Here is a 17,473-nt window from a genome sequence, read left to right as displayed (position 1 = left end):
GGTCACACTTCCCCGGCTGAACGCATCAGCGTCTTCAGCCGTTTCTTCGCTTCATGGATGTGCCAGGAAACCGTCGTCTCCGAGATCGCCATGGCCTCGGCGGCTGCCGCGTGGCTCAAGCCCTCGCCATAGACCAGCAGCACCGCATCGCGCTGCTTGTCCGGAAGCTGCCGCACGGCGGCCCACAACGCCTCGGCCGGATCCTCCGGTTCGGCGGGGGCCTCGCCCGAAATCAGCGCATGGACGCCATAGGCTTCGGTCTTGACCATGTCGCGAGCAGACTTGCGCATCATGTCGCGCGCGGCGTTCATCGTCACGGAATAGAGCCATGTCGTGAAGGCGGCGCCGCCACGATAATCGCGGATCGCCTTGCCGAGCCGGACGCAGACTTCCTGGGCGATGTCTTCGGCATCGGCCTTCTTGCCGCACCAGCGATAGGCGGCGCGATAGACGAAGTCGTAGTGGCGCTCCAGCAATTTGCCGAAGGCCCCCCTGTCTCCGCCCTTCGCCCGCCCGATCAGTTCGGCGTCGGAGGCTTCGCTCTCATCCAGCATCATCGCCATCATTTGCCTGTTGGACGAAGGCTAATGGCTAATCCTTGGGATGATGGAAAGATTTTTTTGGCAGGCGCCCTCTTCCTTCTGCTGAAGCGCTACCCCAGCGTTTCCGCAAACAGCGTGATCAGCCTTTGCCAATGCCGCTCGGCGCCGGCTTCGTTGTAGACGCTGTGGTCCGGCACGCACCAGCCATGCGCCATGCCGACATAGTTCTCGATCGCGTGGTCGACTTCGGCATTGCGCAGGGCTTCCGCCAGCCGCGTCGATTGTTCCGGCGGGAAACTCCGGTCGACGCCGGCCATGCCGACATAGACGCGTGCCTTGATGGAGGCCGCCTTGCGGTGCGGGCTGTCGGCGGCGTCGCTGGCGAGATTGCCGCCGTGGAAACTGGCGGCGGCCCTGATCCTGTCCGGGTAGGCCGCGGCGGCGTTGAGCGCCCGCGCGCCGCCCATGCAATAGCCGACAGTGCCGATGGGACCCGTAACGCCTTCGCCGGCGAGGGCATCGAGAAAGGCGGCGCTGTCGCTGATGGTCATGTCCTGCGTCGTACCGGTGACCAGCGCCATCAGCGCCGTCTTGGTGTTTTCCTCGACAAAGGCCGTCTTGGCATCGAACGGACCATAAGGCGCATTGCGATGGAAGAGGTCAGGCACCAGCACCGCATAGCCCTCGCCCGCCAGCCGCTCGGCCATGCCGTCCAGCGCCGGACGCGGACCGAAGGCGTCCTGGTAGAGAACGACGCCGGCCTTGGCCGGAGATGTCTTGCCCGAGCGGAACAGGCCCGCCTTCGCCACGCCGTCACGGGTCTTGATCCTGAGGTCTTGCTTGGCCATTGGCTGCTCCGTTGGTTCGATGGGCGATACATATCCGCACGAACTGCCACGGCAAGGCATTCCCTGAGCCTGGTGGTCAACATGTCGTGCAGCATCGCGTGACAACTACAGGCCGGCGAATGCCGCCATATGGAAGGCCTGGACATCAGGCGGATAGCGATAATCCGTGCCATAGGGACAGGCATTGCGATCGAGGCAGCCGCCACTCCGGCACGGTTCGCCATTCCCTCCCCGCACATGCGCCAGGCAGGACTGGTAGGCGAAACCTTCCGTGGAATAGGCATCGACCGGACAGGATTTCAGGCAAGGTTTCTCGACGCAGGCGTCGCAAAGGTGGACTGCCGCGCCCTGTTCCGGAAGCGCGATCTCGTCCTCGAACAACAAGGCACCGCGATAGGCATGCCAAAGCCCGTATCGCGGATGCATGAGGATGCCGAGCGGCGACGGCTTTAGCCCCTCAGCCCGGACAGCCCATTGCTGGAACGGCAGATAAGGTTTGTCGGAGGGCGAAACCGCGCGTGCGCCAAATGCCTTGGCCACATCGCCGATGACCTGCCGCGACCAATTGTCGAGCGGATTAGCGGTTTGCTGTGGCTGCTGCTCCCACCAGCGCAGGAAATGCGGCCAGGGTGCCGCACCCGCCTGAACCACCAACAGCAAGGACCTTGCCGGCGCAGCCGAGGGGCCATGAGGGGCATCCTCGTCGCCAGGAAAAACAAAGCCGCCACGCAGGATGAGACCGTTGGCGCCAAGCGCGGCCGTGATCGCTTCGATCATGCCGCGCACAAAATCATCCCTTCTTGTCCGGATCGGAGAAAGCGCTCCGCCAGACTTCCTTGTGGATGATGTTGGCGACTTTAGCCCCGCCTGACTCGGGCTCCTTTCAAGTGAAGGCGTCGGGCATCGACCCCTTCTTCTTGGCGATGAACTCCTTCAGCGCTTCGTCGATGCTCGGATCGAGATGCGGCGCTTCGTAGCTTTCCAGCCAGCGGCGGGCGAGCTCGTTGGCGCGCTGCGGCGCGGTCTTCTCGCCTTCGGCCAGCCACTGCTCGTAGGAATTGTTGTCGGCGATGCTGGAGCGATAGAACGCGGTCTGGAAATTGGCCTGGGTGTGGTCGCAGCCGAGATAGTGGCTGCCTGGGCCGACCTGGCGGATGGCATCCATCGCCTGGCCGTTCTCCGACAGGTCGACGCCTTCGGCGAATTTCTGCTGCATGCCGAGCTGGTCGATGTCCATCATGAATTTTTCATAGCAGGACGCCAGCCCGCCCTCGAGCCAGCCGGCCGAGTGGAGGACGAAGTTGGTGCCGGCAAGGATCGTCGAGTTCAGCGTGTTGGCGCTCTCATAGGCGGCCTGCGCATCCGGAACCTTGGAGGCGCAGAGCGAACCGCCGGTGCGGAACGGGAGGCCGAGACGGCGCGCCAGCTGGGCCGCGCCATAGGACACCAGCGACGGTTCCGGCGTGCCGAAGGTCGGCGCGCCCGACTGCATCGAGATCGACGAGGCGAAGGTGCCGAACAGCACCGGCGCGCCCGGGCGGATCAGCTGCGTAAACGATGCGCCGGCCAGCACCTCGGCCAGAACCTGGGTCAGCGTGCCGGCGACCGTCACCGGGCTCATCGCGCCGGCAAGGATGAACGGCGTGACGATGCAGGCCTGGTTGTGGCGCGAATAGACTTTCAGGGCGCCGAGCATGGTCTCGTCGAACACCATCGGCGAGTTGGCGTTGATCAGGCTGGTCAGCACCGTATTGTTCTCGACGAAGTCGTCGCCGAAGACGAGCTTCGCCATCGCCACCGTGTCCTCGGCGCGCTCCGGCGCCGTCACCGAGCCCATGAACGGCTTGTCCGAATATTTTATGTGCGAGTAGATCATGTCGAGGTGGCGCTTGTTGACCGGCACGTCGACCGGCTCGCACACCGTGCCGCCCGAATGGTGGATCGAAGGCGCCATATAGGCGAGCTTCACGAAATTCTGGAAATCCTCGATAGTGGCATAGCGCCTGACGCCGTTGAGGTCGCGCACGAAGGGCGGGCCGTAGACCGGCGCGAAGACGGTGGCGTTGCCGCCGATCTGCACCGAGCGCTCGGAATTACGGGCGTGCTGGGTATAGACGGACGGTGCGGTCTTCAGCAGCGAACGGCAAAGCCCCTTGGGGAAATGCACGCGCTCGCCCTTGACGTCGGCTCCGGCCTCTTTCCACAGCTGCAGCGCTTCGGCGTCATCGCGAAAGATGATGCCGATCTCTTCCAGCACCGTATCGGTGTTCTTCTCGATCAGGGCGAGCCCTTCCTCGTCGAGCACCTCATAGATGTTGATCTTGCGCTTGATGTAGGTGAGCTGGGTGCCTGGTCCGCCGCCGGAACGCGCGGCGCGCCTGGCCGCCGCTCCGCCGCTCGCACCGCGCCCACGCCGCGCGTTTGACGCTTCCTGGTCGACTGCCGCGTGTTCGCTCATGATCGCTCTTCCCTGAATATGGCCTGGCCTGACGATGGCTGGTCCGTAACCGTTGCGGCCGCATGGCGCGGCTTTCGCCGGATCGTAGCCATGCACCCTATTCGAAACGGCCCGTCCGCGCCAACGCCTGTCGCAAAATCGACAAGAAAACCAATAGATTTTCCAGTCGCTTTCCTTTTGCGGGAAGTCGCAAATCAGCTATGGATACCCGCCCGTTGCGGGTTAGGTATGAACGCCAATATTTTGTGCCTTGCGACACAGTCGCGATGCCGTGAGGAGCTGGATAAAAATGTCCGACGACGAGATCATCCTTTCTGAACTTTCCGACGATGAGTTGGTGCAGCAAATGCACGACGATCTCTATGACGGGTTGAAGGAAGAGATCGAGGAAGGCACGCGCATCCTGCTCGAGCGCGGCTGGGCGCCCTACAAGGTTCTGACCGAGGCGCTGGTCGAGGGCATGCGCATCGTCGGCGAGGATTTTCGCGACGGCATCCTGTTCGTTCCCGAAGTGCTGCTGTCCGCCAACGCCATGAAGGCCGGCATGTTCATTCTGCGCCCGCTGCTCGCCGCCACCGGCGCGCCCAAGCAGGGCAAGATGGTCATCGGCACCGTCAAGGGCGACATCCACGACATCGGCAAGAACCTGGTCGGCATGATGATGGAAGGTGCCGGCTTCGACGTCATCGACCTCGGCATCAACAATGCGGTCGAAAAATATCTCGATGCGATCGAGCAGCATCAGCCCGACATCATCGGTATGTCGGCGCTTTTGACCACGACCATGCCCTACATGAAGGTCGTCATCGACACGATGAAGGAAAAGGGCATCCGCGACGATTATGTCGTGCTGGTCGGCGGTGCGCCGCTCAACGAGGAATTCGGCAAGGCCGTAGGCGCCGACGCCTATTGCCGCGATGCCGCGGTGGCGGTCGAGACCGCCAAGGACTTCATGAAGCGCAAGCACAATGTCCGCGCTTCGGCCTGACCCAAGGCGTCAGGATGACCGACAAGAAAAGCCGCGCCTTGCAGCGCGGCTTTTTTGTACCCAGATGATGGACGACGAGGCTGCCGATCAGTTGGCGACAGTGTCTTTGACCGCCCTCGCCGTCGATTTGACATCCTTGCCGACACCCCGAATGGTGTTGGCGCAGGCCGTGAGTGCAAGTGCGCAGGCAAGGATGGCCATCGGCGCGACGCGTAGCAGTTTCATGGATGGTGTCTCCCTCGACAGATAAATTAGCCCCGCAGCGAAAGCCGGCTCGACTTGGTCAAGACGCAAAAAACGAAACCGAATCAAACCGACAGGCTGCTTGTCATCGCCTGCGGGATGATTGCGCGCGAGGTATTGGCCGTCAAGGAACAGCTCGGGCTCACTCATCTGGAACTCACCTGCCTGCCGGCGGAGTTTCATTTTTATCCCGACCGCATTGCGCCCGCCATGGACAAGGCGATCGAGAAGGCCAAGGCGGAGGGATACGAGCACATCTTTGTTGGCTATGCCGATTGCGGCACCGGCGGCCTGCTCGACCGCGTCCTGGAGAAGCATGGCGTCGAGCGCATGGCCGGCCCGCATTGCTTCGCTTTCTACCAGGGCATGGAGGCCTATGCGAAGGTCGCCGACGACGACATGATGTCCTTCTACATGACGGATTTCCTATGCCGCCAGTTCGATGCCTTCTTCATGAAGCCGCTCGGCCTCGACAAGCACCCGGAGCTGATCAAGGACTATTTCGGCAATTACGAGAAGCTGGTCTATCTCGCCCAGACCGACGATCCGGAGCTCGACAAGGTCGCGGAAAAGGCGGCCGCCCTGCTCGGCCTCGCCTATGAGCGCCGCCCGACCGGCTATGGCGACCTGACGGCGGAGATGGCGCGAGCAGCGAAGGTCGCCTGAGGACAAATACTTTAGGCGGCCGCCTCCTCCGCCCTCATCGCCGCCAGCACATCGGCAAAGCTCGTCTTGCAAACAAAGCCCAGCCTGTCTCTGGCCCGCGATGCGTCATAGACGCGGTCGATGGAAGAAAACATCGTCCAGCCTTTTTGCGCGTAGAGCGCCGCAAAATCCGGGAAATAGTGCGCGACCACCGATGGCGCGTCCCTGATCAGCGCGTCGCAGTCGGCGGGCCGAAACGGCGTCGGCGCGCAGACGATAAAGATGTCAAAGCCCAGCTGCGGCGCCTTCTCCAACGCGGCGACATGAGCCTCCGCCGCATCTTCCACGGTCAGCCGGCGGAACAGCAATTCGTTCGCCTTGGTGTTGGCATCGGACTGCTCGATCGCATGCGCCATGTCGTCGGCTTCGGGAAAGAAGCGGGCCGTGCGCAGCACGACCACCGGCAGGCCATGCTGCAGATGGTAGAGGCGGCAGAGATGTTCGGCCGAAAGCTTGGTCACGCCATAGATGTTGCGCGGTTCGGGCGACATCGCCTCGGTCAGCCAGGCGGCCGTGCGCGCGCCGCCCTTGAAGCCGTCGCGTATCGCCTGCGAGATCATCAGCGATGTGGTCGAGGTGAAGACGAAGCGCTGCACGCCGCTCGCCACCGCGGCGTCGAGAAGGTTCAGCGTGCCTTGCACATTAGTGGCGACGAAATCGCTGTTCGTGCGGTTCTCTATATTCGGCTTGTGCAGCGCGCCGCTGTGAATGATGGCTTCGATTCCAGCATCCCCGACCGACCGCATCACCAGATCGCGATCGGCGATCGAACCGATCACCTGCGTTTCCACAGAAGGAACCGGGTCGAGGCCGATCACCTCATGGCCGAGCGCGCGCAGGCGCGGCGCCAGCGCGCTGCCCAGCCAACCCGACGATCCCGTGAGCAAGATTCTCATGCGTCACACCATGATTTCTGACGGCGACGCTGTTAAGCACGGATGACAGGCGCGGGCGACCCGATAAGATCAGCCAATGGCGCCGCTCCAGACATCAACTGCCATTTCTATAGACAGCCATTTTAGAGACTCAGGGAGTTCCAGATGATCCTTCGCCCGCTTTTCGCCGCCATCGGCCTGCTCTGCTGCACCCTGCCTGCCCTCGCCGATGGCCAGGTGCAGAAGCTGATCACGCCTGCCGACAAGGTTCGCCTCGACAAATATGGCGAGACGCGCAAGGCGGCACTCGCCGAGGCGAAAGCGGGCAGCCCGGCCGAGGTCAAGCAGCTCGATGCCTTGCTGGCCAAGCCGCTGGTGTCGTTCTCCGACAAGGACCTGACCGGCAACTGGAAGTGCCGCACCATCAAGGCGGGCGGTTTGAGCCCGCTCGTCATCTATGGCTGGTTCAAGTGCAAGGTGACCGACGATGGTTCCGGCTGGCGGCTTGAAAAGATCAGCGGCTCACAGCGAACCCAGGGCCGTTTTTTCGACGATGGCGAGAAGCGCGCCATCTATCTCGGCTCCGGCTCCGTCAACAACGACCGCGCAAAACCTTATGGCAGCGGTCCGCAGACCGACCAGGTCGGCTATGCCTTCCGCACCGGTGCCGGCGAATGGCGCATCGAACTTCCCGCCCCCTACTACGAATCGAAACTCGACATCATCGAGTTCAAGCGTTGAGCGTGGTCATCAAGATTTAACCCGATTCCGGCACAAAATCCGGCCAGCATGCGGCAGCCGCCGCGTGCGAGGCAGGAAAGCGGGCTATGTCTTCACCGGTTGGAACCAGCGCGCCGATCGTCGTCGTGACCGGCGGCGGCCAGCATGTCTGGGCCATGATCAACGCAATCGCCGATCGCGTTGGTCCTGTCAGCGTCATCCTCGAAACCCCTGAATCCAAAAAGCAATTGCTGCGTGGCCGAGCCCGCCGCCAGGGCTGGGTCTCTGCCATGGGCCAGCTTGGCACGATGGTGCTGAGCCGGTTGGGCAAGCGGCTCCTGGCAGGTCATGGCGCGCGATTGATCGCCGAGGAGAAACTGGAGGTTGAGCCGCGACCCGGCCAGGAGATCATCCAGGTGGCCTCGGCCAATGGGCCTGAGTGCCTGCAGGCGATCCAGAAGATCCAGCCAGGCGTCGTCCTGCTCAACGGTTGTCGGCTGATCTCGGCCGAGATGCTGCGCAAAATGCCCTGTCCGGTGCTCAACTACCATGCGGGCATCACGCCGAAATATCGCGGCATGAATGGCGGCTATTGGGCCCTGGTATCAGGTGATGCGCAGAATTTCGGCACGACTGTCCATCTCGTCGACGCTGGCGTCGACACTGGCGGCATCCTGAAGCAGGCGCGCGGCAGACCGAAAAAAGGCGACACCATCTCAACTCACGCGCTGCGCCAGACGGCATTCTCGCTCGACATCTGCATCGAGGCCGTCAGCGATGCGCTGGCCGGAAAACTCACGACCTTTGATCCGGGCCTGCCTTCGAAACAGTGGTATCATCCGACGATCTGGTTCTACGTCTGGACCGGCCTCAGAACCGGAATCTGGTAGGTCTCGCTAGCCCCGAGCAGAACAAGGTCGGACGGCTTTTCGGCACGCCGACCCTGCCGCCTATGCGCGCCGCGAACGAATAAACACGCTTTTCATTTTACGACATTGAAATGCGTCGCTTTTGAATGCGCGCGCGTCGTCCCATAACAAGCGGCCCCACCGCGCATGCGGCAATGCTCGATAGTTCGAGGAGCGAGAATTCATGGCCGATCTTATCGTCGTCTACTGGCGCGACATTCCTGCCCAGGTCATCGTCAAGAAGGGTCGGCAGAATGCCAAGCGCGAACTGCCGCTGCGCTTCACCGAGGCCATCGACATGTGCGCCATGCGCACCGGCGCCGGCGGCACCGACGACTATCTGGCCGAATGGCGCAAGGCCGATCCCGTTCCGGTCGGCGACGATCTCGAAGCCGAGGTCGAGAAGGCTTTCCAGGACCTCGACACGAAATATGACCGCGAGCGGCTGGTCGCTCTGGTCAAGGCGGGCGGCAAAGAAAATGTCTGAGACCACTCCTGTCAAAAACGATGGGCCGACGGTTACCCAGGCCACGCTGATGAAGAAGGCAGCGCCGAAATCGGACTACAAACCCGCCGACGTGTCGCCGCAGCGGCGCGTGCAGCGCTCCTTCGCGGTGAGATTGTGGTCGATCCGGCATTCGCGCCTGCTCGAATGGTTCTATTCCCGTTTCGCCGACATGTTCCTGCTCCTCCATCCCCTGTGGAAGGGCATCGGCTACGGCCGCGTCGAGACCCCGATCAAATTCGTCGAGAAGCGCGTCAAGGGTTTCATGTTCGACTGCCGCATGTGCGGCCAGTGCATCCTGTCCTCGACCGGGATGTCATGCCCGATGAATTGCCCCAAGCAGCTGCGCAACGGCCCTTGCGGCGGTGTGCGCGCCAACGGCAATTGCGAGGTCGAGCCCGATATGCCCTGCGTCTGGGTCAAGGCCTGGGAAGGTTCGCAGAACATGGTCAACTCCGACAAGATCCTGACCGTACAGAAGCCGGTCGACCAGTCGCTGCGCGAAACTTCGGCCTGGCTGCGGGTCACCGCGCAAGCGGCGGCAGCCCGTGAAGCCGCGGCTGCCCCAAAGACCGGAGCCGCCGCATGAGCGCCCGTCAGCGTGACGAGAACCCGGCCGGCATTCACCTGCCGCTCGATCCCTTGCCCGGCCATTCGTCCCGCGGCCGGCTGGAGCGTGTGCTGCGGCGCGGTGAATTCGCCGTGACGACCGAACTCAATCCTCCCGACAGCGCCGATCCCGAGGACGTCTACAACAGGGCCAAGATCTTCGACGGCTGGGTCGACGCCATCAACGCCGTCGATGCCTCCGGCGCCAACTGCCACATGTCCTCGGTCGGCATCTGCGCGCTTTTGACCCGCATGGGCTATGCCCCGATCATGCAGATCGCCTGCCGCGACAAGAATCGCATCGCCATCCAGGGCGACGTGCTGGGTGGGGCTGCCATGGGTGTCGCCAACATGCTGTGCCTGACGGGCGACGGCGTCCAGGCCGGCGACCAACCCGGCGCCAAGCCGGTGTTCGATCTCGATTCCATGTCGCTGCTCGAAACCTGCCGCATCATGCGCGACAACGGCAAGTTCCTGTCCGGCCGCAAGCTGACGACGCCGCCGCAGATTTTCCTTGGCGCCGCGGTCAATCCGTTCGCGCCGCCCTTCGACTTCCGCCCGATCCACCTCGGCAAGAAGATCGCCGCCGGCGCGCAGTTCGTGCAGACGCAATATTGTTTCGACGTGCCGATGTTCAGGACCTTCATGCAGAAGGCGCGCGATCTCGGCCACACCGAAAAGGTCTTCATCCTGTGCGGCGTCGGCCCGCTCGCCTCCGCCAAGACCGCCAAGTGGATCCGCTCCAACGTGCCGGGCATCCACATCCCGGACGCCATCATCAAGCGGCTGGAAGGCGCGCAGGATCAGAAGAAGGAAGGCAAGCAGCTCTGCATCGACATCATCAACGAGGTGAAGGAAATCCCCGGCATCTCGGGCATCCATGTGATGGCCTACCGCCAGGAGGAATATGTCGCCGAGATCGTCGATGAATCGGGTGTGCTCAAAGGCCGTCAGCCCTGGAAGCGCGAAATCCGTCGCGACGACCAGATGGTTGCCGACCGGCTCGACCACATCCTGCACGACGAGATTACCGAAACCCAGGTGGACATGGTGAAGACCGCGCATTGACCCGCGCGGAGGGCCACCATTCGCTTGATCGACAAGAGATAACGATATAAAGAACTCTTTATATCACGACGGAGAGATTTCATGACCCGGACCATCGTTGCCTCGGCGACACGAGAAATCATCATCGGCTTCGACCAGCCCTTCTGCGTGATTGGCGAGCGCATCAACCCGACCGGCCGCAAAAAGCTCGCCGCCGAGATGGTGGCCGGCAATTTCGAGACCGTCATCAAGGACGCGCTGGAGCAGGCCGCCTGCGGCGCCACCATGCTCGACGTCAATGCCGGCGTCACCGCGGTCGACCCCAACGCCACCGAGCCGGCGCTGCTGGTGCAGACGCTGGAGATCGTCCAGGGTCTCGTCGACCTGCCGCTGTCGATCGACAGCTCGGTCACCGCCGCGATCGAGGCAGCACTCAAGGTCGCCAAGGGCCGCCCGCTGGTCAATTCCGTCACCGGCGAGGAAGAAAAGCTCGAAGCCATCCTGCCGCTGATCAAGAAATACAATGTTCCCGTCGTCGCCATCTCCAATGACGAGACCGGTATTTCGATGGATCCGGACGTGCGCTTCGCCGTCGCCAAGAAGATCGTGCAGCGCTGCGCCGATTTCGGCATTCCCGCCCATGATGTCGTCGTCGACCCGCTGGTCATGCCGATCGGCGCGCTGGGTGACGCCGGCCGCCAGGTCTTCGCGCTGCTGCGTCGGCTCCGCGAAGAGCTCAAGGTCAACACCACCTGCGGCCTGTCCAACATTTCCTTCGGCCTGCCGCATCGCCATGGCATCAACGCCGCCTTCATCCCGATGGTGATCGGCGCCGGCATGACCTCGGCGATCATGAACCCGGTGCGGCCGCAGGAAATGGAAGCCGTGCGCGGCGCCAATGTGCTCAACGGCACCGACGAGAACTGCACCAACTGGATCAGGACCTACAAGGACTACAAGCCGGCCGAAGGCGGCCATGCGGTTGCGGCACCGACGGCGGTCAACGCCCCCGGCGAGGGCAGCGGCAATGGCGGTCGCCGCCGCGGCGGCCGTGAAGCCCGCATGGGCCGGGGATAAGCGCGCAATCGTGAACCGGACTGCAAACCACGCTGGACCGATCGCATCACCGATGCGGTCGGACGCGTCTGCTTTGCGGTCAGGCGACGCCCAATATGGCGTCGAACAGCGCCATTCCCGCCCACGAGCCGAATATGCCGGTCACGCCGCCTATGACGAAATCGTCGTCATAGGCAGGCCAAAGCCCGTTGAGCAGCAGCACCGCGACAATCGCGCCGAGAATTCCAGTGGCCAGATATTGCGGATTGCGCAGCCACGGCCCCTTCACCACCCGCACCATGGTAAAAGCGGTGAATATGCTGGACAGCAGGAGATCGGACATGATTGGCCTCTGGACCATCAGACACTCCGCCCAATAATGAAACGATCCGTTAAACGGTATCGACAATCCCTTCCGAGACACGTGTACGCATGAACTCGCCTGCCAACATCACCGATCCACTCGTGCTGTTCATGCCGTCGGGCAAGCGCGGGCGGTTTCCTGTCGGCACGCCGGTGCTCGATGCCGCGCGCCAGCTCGGCGTCTATGTCGAGAGCGTCTGCGGCGGCCGCGCCACGTGCGGGCGATGCCAGATCGAGGTGCAGGAAGGCAATTTCGCCAAGCACAAGATCGTCTCCTCCAACGACCACATTTCGCCCAAGGGACCCAAGGAAGAGCGCTACGAGCGCGTGCGCGGCCTGCCCGAGCGGCGGCGCCTCTCCTGCTCGGCGCAGATCCTCGGCGATCTCGTCATCGACGTGCCGCAGGATACGGTCATCAATGCGCAGACCATCCGCAAGGATGCCGATACCAGGGTGATCGCCCGCGATGCGGCGATCCGCATGTGCTATGTCGAAATCGAAGAGCCCGACATGCACAAGCCGCTTGGCGACCTCGACCGCCTCAAGATCGCGCTGATGAAGGATTGGGGTTTCAAGAACCTCGAATTCGACTTCTACCTGCTGCCGCAGGTGCAGGGCATATTGCGCAAGGGCAACTGGACCGCCACCGCCGCCATCCACAAGGATGCCGACAGCGACATCGCGCGCGTCATCGCCTTGTGGCCGGGCCTCAAGAACGAGGCCTATGGGCTGGCCTGCGATATCGGCTCGACCACCATCGCCATGCATCTGGTGTCGCTGCTGTCGGGCCGCGTCGCCGCATCGTCCGGCACCTCGAACCCGCAGATCCGCTTCGGCGAGGATCTGATGAGCCGCGTCTCCTATGTGATGATGAATCCTGACGGCCGCGAAGGCATGACGGTGGCCGTCCGCGAGGCAATCTCCAGCCTTGTCGACAAGGTCTGCGCGGAAGGCAATGTCCAGCGCAACGACATCCTGGATTCCGTCTTTGTCGGCAATCCGATCATGCACCATTTGTTCCTCGGCATCGATCCGACCGAACTCGGCGGCGCCCCCTTCGCGCTCGCCGTCTCGGGCGCGGTGCGCATCAAGGCCTCCGACATCGGCCTCAAGCTCAACCAGGGCGCGCGCCTCTATATGCTGCCTTGCATCGCCGGCCATGTCGGTGCCGACGCGGCGGCGGTGACGCTGTCGGAAGGCCCGCATCGCCAGGACGAGATGATGCTGATCGTCGACGTCGGCACCAATGCCGAGATCGTGCTCGGCAATCGCACGCGTGTCGTCGCTGCCTCCTCGCCGACCGGTCCGGCTTTCGAGGGCGCCGAAATCTCCGGCGGCCAGCGTGCCGCGCCCGGCGCCATCGAGCGCGTGCGCATCGACCCCGACACGCTGGAACCCAAATACCGCGTCATCGGCTCGGAACTGTGGTCCGACGAACCCGGCTTCCTCGACAGCGTGCAGGCGACCGGCGTCACCGGCATCTGCGGCTCCGGCATCATCGAGATCGTGGCGGAAATGTATCTTGCCGGCATCATTTCCGAGGACGGCGTCGTCGACGGGTCGCTGGTTGCGCGCTCGCCGCGGGTCATCGCCAATGGCCGCACCTTCTCCTATGTGCTGAAGGAAGGCGAGCCGAAGATCACCATCACCCAGACCGACGTGCGCGCCATCCAGCTCGCCAAGGCAGCCCTCTATGCCGGCACCAAGCTTTTGATGGAAAAGCAGAATACCGAGCATGTCGACCGCATCCATTTCGCCGGCGCCTTCGGCTCCTTCATCGATCCGAAATACGCCATGGTGCTGGGCCTGATCCCCGATTGCGACCTCGACAAGGTCTCGGCCGTCGGCAACGCCGCCGGTGCCGGTGCGCGCATGGCGCTCCTGAACCGCGGCTATCGCCGCGAGATCGAGGAGACGGTGAGCCAGATCGAGAAGATCGAGACCGCGCTGGAACCGAAATTCCAGGAGCATTTCGTCTACGCCATGGCGCTGCCCAACAAGGTCGACCCGTTCCCGAAACTGTCGGCGGCGGTGAAACTGCCGCCGCGCAAGACGGTGAGCGAGGACGGCATCGCCGGCGACGCCACCCCGCGCCGGCGCTCGCGCGAAGGCCACGCGGCACGACGCGGTCGCGAATAGAAGCGACCTTCGCAGGCCGTCTCAAACCTCAAACTCATTTGCATGCAAATGTTTCCGGATCGACCGATCCGGAAACCAAAACGCTGTTTTCGCGAAATCCATCCGATACATGGCAGGCGCATTTAACCCGCATCGAACGGCGGCCGAAGACAATCCTCGGTCGTGGCCGTTCTTCAAGGGAGATGAAAATGTCGATGTTCGAGAATCTCGGTCGCTTCGGTGTGACCATCCGGCAGACTCACGCCAGGAACAAGGCGATCCGCGCGCTGAACAGCCTGCCGGCGCATGTCCAGAAGGACATTGGCTGGCCGGCATCGCCGCCCAGCGATCCGCAGGCCGCGCTCACGTCGCTGCTTCTGGGTACGGCGCGCTGATGACCTTCGCCGACAAATGCAAATTGCTCGGCAGCCGCCGGGGATCTCGCACATCCCCGGCGGCTACCAGCAACCGGCTGCGCGCGGCGCTTCTGCCGCGCCGCTGACCGTGGCGGCGTGGCTCACAGAGCCGTGTGGACACTGCGTAAATCTTGACATTTTCGGCCAAGGTACGATCTTCGCCAGAGAGGGGAATTCTCTTAGTCGGCTGCCGCCGAAGTTCGTGTATCCGCATGCCAAGCTTTAAAAGCCACTTTGTGTCCTTCGTGCTCAGGTACAGCCGCAAGCAGGCGTTTTCCAGCCCGGAAAACCTGCAGCGCTGGATCGCCGCCGCGCGCAAGACCGAGGATCACCATCCTCCGGCCTCGCTGCGCCAGCGCCTCGACATCCAGGCACGCACCGTCGACGGCTTCCCGGTCTACGAAATCGCGCCCAAGGCCGGAGAGCGCAAGCGCATCCTCTATCTGCATGGCGGCGCCTATGTCTTTGAAATCACGCCCTATCACTGGCATCTGATCGCCGAGATGGCCGACCGGCTGGGCTACGGCATCACCGTGCCGATCTATCCGATCGCCCCGGAACACGATTTCCACGCCATGTTCGGCATGGTCGGTGACGTCTATCGCCAGATGCTCGACGAGATGGGGGCGGAGGACATCGTCTTCATGGGCGATTCCGCCGGCGGCAACATGGCCGTGGTGCTCACCATGATGGCCGCGAAAGAAGGCTTGTCCCTGCCCTCGCGCCACGTGCTGATCTCGCCCGGCCTCGACATGTCGCTTTCCAACCCCGCGCTGTTCGAGGCCGAGCGAAACGACCCCTGGCTCGGCATCCCCGGCGGCCTCGAAGCGATCCGGATGTACAGCGCCGGCATCGATCGCAGCGACTGGCACATCAGCCCGATCTATGGCGATCTGTCGGTGCTGCCGAAAACGCTGCTTCTGACCGGCTCGCACGATCTCTTGACGCCCGACAATCTGATCTTCGCGCAAAAGGCGCGGGACGCCGGTGTCGAGGTTGATGTCGTCCACGAGGAAGGCATGTTCCACGCCTGGCCGTTGATCGACATGCCGGAAGCACGACGCGCGCGCCAGCACATCGTCACGTTCCTCAACGAAAGCCGCTCACCGGTCAGGCAAGACAGGAAAACGAGGTTTCAAGCGCCCTCCGCCGAGGCGGCGGAATAGCACTTTCGATCCGGTGGCGGATCAGAACTTGCCGGTTTCCCGGAACACTTCGAAGGTCGCGCGGATATGGTCGGCAACAGCCTTGACCGGCGCGCTGGCGTCCGGCGCCACCACCATGGCCAGATTGTAGGTGCCGATATCGGGCATGCCGTCCTTCGGGCAGAGCTCGACCATGTCGTTGCCGAGGAATGACCGCGGCAGCGGCGCAACCGCGAGGTCGGCCATGATCGCGGCACGCTGGCCGGCCGTGTGCGCGCTCATATAGGCGACGCGGTAGTTGCGGCCCTCGCGCCCCAACGCTTCGAGCGCGCCGGCCCGCCAGGCGCAGCCCTCTTCCCAAAGCGATACCGGCAAGGGTTCGCGCAGATGCGCGCAGCCGCCCTTTGCGCCGGCCCACACGATCGGCTCGGTCAAAAGCACCTCGGCGCCGAGCGCGCTGGTCTTGTAGGAGTTGGTCAGAAGCGTGATGTCGAGCGCGCGATCGTCCATGCGCCGGCGCAGATTGCTGCTCTGGTCGATGGTGACGTCGACGGCGATCGAGGGGTGCGACTGCGCGAAACGCTTCAGCACATGCGGCAGCACGCGCTCGCCATAATCATCCGGCGAACCCAACCGCACCACCCCGACGATCTCGGGAATGATGAACTTCGACACCACCTCGCGGTTGATCGACAGCAGCCGCCGGGCGTAGCCGAGCAGCATCTCGCCGTCCGTGGTCAGCGACACGGAACGAGCGTCGCGCGCGAACACCGAACGGCCGAGAATGTCCTCCAGCTTCTTGATCTGCATGGAGACCGCCGATGGTGTGCGGAAGACGGCATTGGCGGCGGTGGTGAAGCTGCCGGTCTCGGCAATCGCCACGAACGTGCGCAAAACGTCGAGATCGAGCAACGGCAGTGGATGATTGAGCGGGGCGTTCATGGGAAGCGACCTTCAATTTTTCTGATACAAAGCATCATTCCATTTCGTTTGATTGAACACCGGATCAGGAGGATAGTCAACTCCATCGATTGAGGTTGCTGCCACAAGCAGCCACGAAACGACCACGACACAGACCTGCAATCGACATGAAATGCGGTTGAAACACGCCGCGTGTAAGACCCACGCATCGAAGGTCGGAATGTCTCCGGCCCGTCACCAAAGGAGAATGAAATGTCTATCCTGTCGTCCCTTGGTCGCATCGCGACTGAATTCAGCGCGGCACGCGCCCGCTACCAGACCGAACGCGCCATCCGCTCGCTGCCGATCGAACTGCAGAAGGATATCGGCTGGCCTGAGGCTTCCGACACCAAGACCAGCACTCGCAACGGCGTTGGATCCTGGGCTGGAGCAAAGTAGATCGTGTGTACCAAATGCTGAAGGCCTGCCGCGCGCACCCAGCCCGGCAGGCCTTTCCATTTTATTTGCATTCAAATGAGTTTTGAAGCCATGTCGCCAACGCATGGCGCATATGAGCAAGCCGCATAGCAGCTCTGATTTCGATTTAATGCCTTGTAAACAATCACAAATTCAGAGCAGATTGCCCAAATTTGTCGCATTCGGTGTCGCATTTCATATCAAGCGCTTCGTTTTTGCGATTTAGTTTTACGCAGCACAAGCCTATATCAGCGCCAGCAAACGAGCTGCCCCACTCCATCAAGCGAAGGCGACCCGTCTGAGCAACCGATAGGAGATGATGATGAAGCTTTTTGCCCGCCTCTTTGCCCGCCGCGAAATGAACCTGACCACCGCTCTCGAGCGTCAGCGCCTTGCCAACACCATGCCCGGCCAGACCGGTGCGATGGCAGCGGCACGCCTCGGCTTCGTCGCCTAAGCATTTTCCAGGCAGCGTGTCCCTGCCGCTGCTTCAAGACTGTAACGCCGCCTGGCTCTGCCACGGCGGCGTTTTTGTTTTGCCTTTGCGCAT

Annotated in this window: 21 protein-coding genes; 13 read left to right on the top strand and 8 right to left on the bottom strand. The window is 62.7% G+C overall.

The window, feature by feature from the left end; translation table 11 throughout:
• Positions 1 to 2 precede the first annotated feature (2 nt).
• The 4 genes from JG746_RS17680 to JG746_RS17665 form a co-directional block, all read right to left on the bottom strand.
• Positions 3 to 563, bottom strand: coding sequence for an RNA polymerase sigma factor (locus tag JG746_RS17680; RefSeq protein WP_202353976.1), 561 nt, complete (start codon positions 561 to 563; stop codon positions 3 to 5).
• 89 nt (positions 564 to 652) lie between these two features.
• Positions 653 to 1,390 carry a dienelactone hydrolase family protein gene (locus JG746_RS17675; protein ID WP_202353975.1) on the bottom strand — a complete coding sequence of 246 codons (738 nt, stop codon included), beginning with the start codon at positions 1,388 to 1,390 and terminating at the stop codon, positions 653 to 655.
• A 105-nt stretch (positions 1,391 to 1,495) separates the two neighbouring features.
• A complete protein-coding gene (locus JG746_RS17670) occupies positions 1,496 to 2,176 on the bottom strand; it encodes a 4Fe-4S dicluster domain-containing protein (protein ID WP_202353974.1) in 681 nt (226 codons plus the stop codon).
• Between the two features lie 97 nt (positions 2,177 to 2,273).
• Positions 2,274 to 3,848: a trimethylamine methyltransferase family protein gene (locus tag JG746_RS17665; protein WP_202353973.1), complete on the bottom strand. Its 1,575-nt coding sequence runs from the start codon at positions 3,846 to 3,848 to the stop codon at positions 2,274 to 2,276.
• Between the two features lie 289 nt (positions 3,849 to 4,137).
• Here JG746_RS17665 and JG746_RS17660 point away from each other — a divergent pair, with 289 nt between their 5' ends.
• Entirely contained in the window at positions 4,138 to 4,836 is a 699-nt protein-coding gene (locus JG746_RS17660; RefSeq protein WP_032930649.1) for a corrinoid protein, read from the top strand.
• Between the two features lie 87 nt (positions 4,837 to 4,923).
• Here JG746_RS17660 and JG746_RS17655 read toward each other — a convergent pair whose 3' ends face one another.
• Entirely contained in the window at positions 4,924 to 5,061 is a 138-nt protein-coding gene (locus JG746_RS17655) for an EncA/B family entericidin (RefSeq protein ID WP_202353972.1), read from the bottom strand.
• A gap of 54 nt (positions 5,062 to 5,115) precedes the next feature.
• On the opposite strand from JG746_RS17655, the gene JG746_RS17650 reads away from it, so the two are divergent.
• Entirely contained in the window at positions 5,116 to 5,745 is a 630-nt protein-coding gene (locus JG746_RS17650) for a DUF1638 domain-containing protein (RefSeq protein ID WP_202353971.1), read from the top strand.
• 11 nt (positions 5,746 to 5,756) lie between these two features.
• Here the strand turns inward: JG746_RS17650 and JG746_RS17645 are convergent, their stop codons facing one another.
• The gene (locus JG746_RS17645) at positions 5,757 to 6,680 is read right to left on the bottom strand and encodes an NAD-dependent epimerase/dehydratase family protein (RefSeq protein WP_202353970.1); all 924 of its coding nucleotides are present in this window, start codon (positions 6,678 to 6,680) and stop codon (positions 5,757 to 5,759) included.
• A 144-nt stretch (positions 6,681 to 6,824) separates the two neighbouring features.
• Here JG746_RS17645 and JG746_RS17640 point away from each other — a divergent pair, with 144 nt between their 5' ends.
• The 6 genes from JG746_RS17640 to JG746_RS17615 all read left to right on the top strand — a co-directional run bounded on the left by JG746_RS17640 (position 6,825) and on the right by JG746_RS17615 (position 11,525).
• Entirely contained in the window at positions 6,825 to 7,400 is a 576-nt protein-coding gene (locus JG746_RS17640) for a DUF4893 domain-containing protein (protein WP_202353969.1), read from the top strand.
• Between the two features lie 86 nt (positions 7,401 to 7,486).
• Positions 7,487 to 8,269, top strand: a complete 783-nt coding sequence (locus JG746_RS17635; protein WP_202353968.1) for a formyl transferase — start codon at positions 7,487 to 7,489, stop codon at positions 8,267 to 8,269.
• 202 nt (positions 8,270 to 8,471) lie between these two features.
• Complete coding sequence (locus JG746_RS17630) at positions 8,472 to 8,774, top strand: virulence factor (protein WP_091575482.1); 303 nt, start codon at positions 8,472 to 8,474, stop codon at positions 8,772 to 8,774.
• Positions 8,767 to 9,381 (top strand): methylenetetrahydrofolate reductase C-terminal domain-containing protein, encoded by a 615-nt coding sequence (locus JG746_RS17625; RefSeq protein WP_202353967.1) that lies wholly within the window; start codon positions 8,767 to 8,769, stop codon positions 9,379 to 9,381. Before JG746_RS17630 ends, JG746_RS17625 begins: the two co-directional genes overlap by 8 nt.
• Complete coding sequence (locus tag JG746_RS17620) at positions 9,378 to 10,469, top strand: methylenetetrahydrofolate reductase (protein ID WP_202353966.1); 1,092 nt, start codon at positions 9,378 to 9,380, stop codon at positions 10,467 to 10,469. The genes JG746_RS17625 and JG746_RS17620 overlap by 4 nt, the downstream gene beginning before the upstream one ends.
• 81 nt (positions 10,470 to 10,550) lie before the next feature.
• Complete coding sequence (locus JG746_RS17615; protein ID WP_202353965.1) at positions 10,551 to 11,525, top strand: methyltetrahydrofolate cobalamin methyltransferase; 975 nt, start codon at positions 10,551 to 10,553, stop codon at positions 11,523 to 11,525.
• Between the two features lie 79 nt (positions 11,526 to 11,604).
• On the opposite strand, the gene JG746_RS17610 is transcribed toward JG746_RS17615, so the two are convergent.
• On the bottom strand, positions 11,605 to 11,865 hold the full coding sequence (locus JG746_RS17610) for a hypothetical protein (RefSeq protein ID WP_202353964.1): 261 nt from the start codon (positions 11,863 to 11,865) through the stop codon (positions 11,605 to 11,607).
• A gap of 71 nt (positions 11,866 to 11,936) precedes the next feature.
• Here JG746_RS17610 and JG746_RS17605 point away from each other — a divergent pair, with 71 nt between their 5' ends.
• The 3 genes from JG746_RS17605 to JG746_RS17595 all read left to right on the top strand — a co-directional run bounded on the left by JG746_RS17605 (position 11,937) and on the right by JG746_RS17595 (position 15,567).
• Positions 11,937 to 14,006: an ASKHA domain-containing protein gene (locus JG746_RS17605; RefSeq protein ID WP_202353963.1), complete on the top strand. Its 2,070-nt coding sequence runs from the start codon at positions 11,937 to 11,939 to the stop codon at positions 14,004 to 14,006.
• Positions 14,007 to 14,194: 188 nt separating this feature from the next.
• Entirely contained in the window at positions 14,195 to 14,380 is a 186-nt protein-coding gene (locus JG746_RS17600; protein ID WP_172350071.1) for a hypothetical protein, read from the top strand.
• 233 nt (positions 14,381 to 14,613) lie between these two features.
• Positions 14,614 to 15,567, top strand: coding sequence for an alpha/beta hydrolase (locus tag JG746_RS17595; RefSeq protein WP_202353962.1), 954 nt, complete (start codon positions 14,614 to 14,616; stop codon positions 15,565 to 15,567).
• A 21-nt stretch (positions 15,568 to 15,588) separates the two neighbouring features.
• On the opposite strand, the gene JG746_RS17590 is transcribed toward JG746_RS17595, so the two are convergent.
• A complete protein-coding gene (locus JG746_RS17590; RefSeq protein ID WP_010910020.1) occupies positions 15,589 to 16,488 on the bottom strand; it encodes a LysR substrate-binding domain-containing protein in 900 nt (299 codons plus the stop codon).
• A gap of 231 nt (positions 16,489 to 16,719) precedes the next feature.
• On the opposite strand from JG746_RS17590, the gene JG746_RS17585 reads away from it, so the two are divergent.
• Together JG746_RS17585 and JG746_RS37670 are read left to right on the top strand one after the other, a co-directional pair.
• On the top strand, positions 16,720 to 16,905 hold the full coding sequence (locus tag JG746_RS17585) for a hypothetical protein (RefSeq protein WP_202353961.1): 186 nt from the start codon (positions 16,720 to 16,722) through the stop codon (positions 16,903 to 16,905).
• A 340-nt stretch (positions 16,906 to 17,245) separates the two neighbouring features.
• On the top strand, positions 17,246 to 17,380 hold the full coding sequence (locus JG746_RS37670; protein WP_013894968.1) for a hypothetical protein: 135 nt from the start codon (positions 17,246 to 17,248) through the stop codon (positions 17,378 to 17,380).
• The last annotated feature ends 93 nt before the right edge of the window (positions 17,381 to 17,473 follow it).

Origin of the sequence: Mesorhizobium sp. 113-3-3 (assembly GCF_016756495.1) — a bacterium.
Classification (GTDB): Bacteria; Pseudomonadota; Alphaproteobacteria; order Rhizobiales; family Rhizobiaceae; genus Mesorhizobium.
This window is presented reverse-complemented; position numbering and strand designations above follow the sequence as displayed.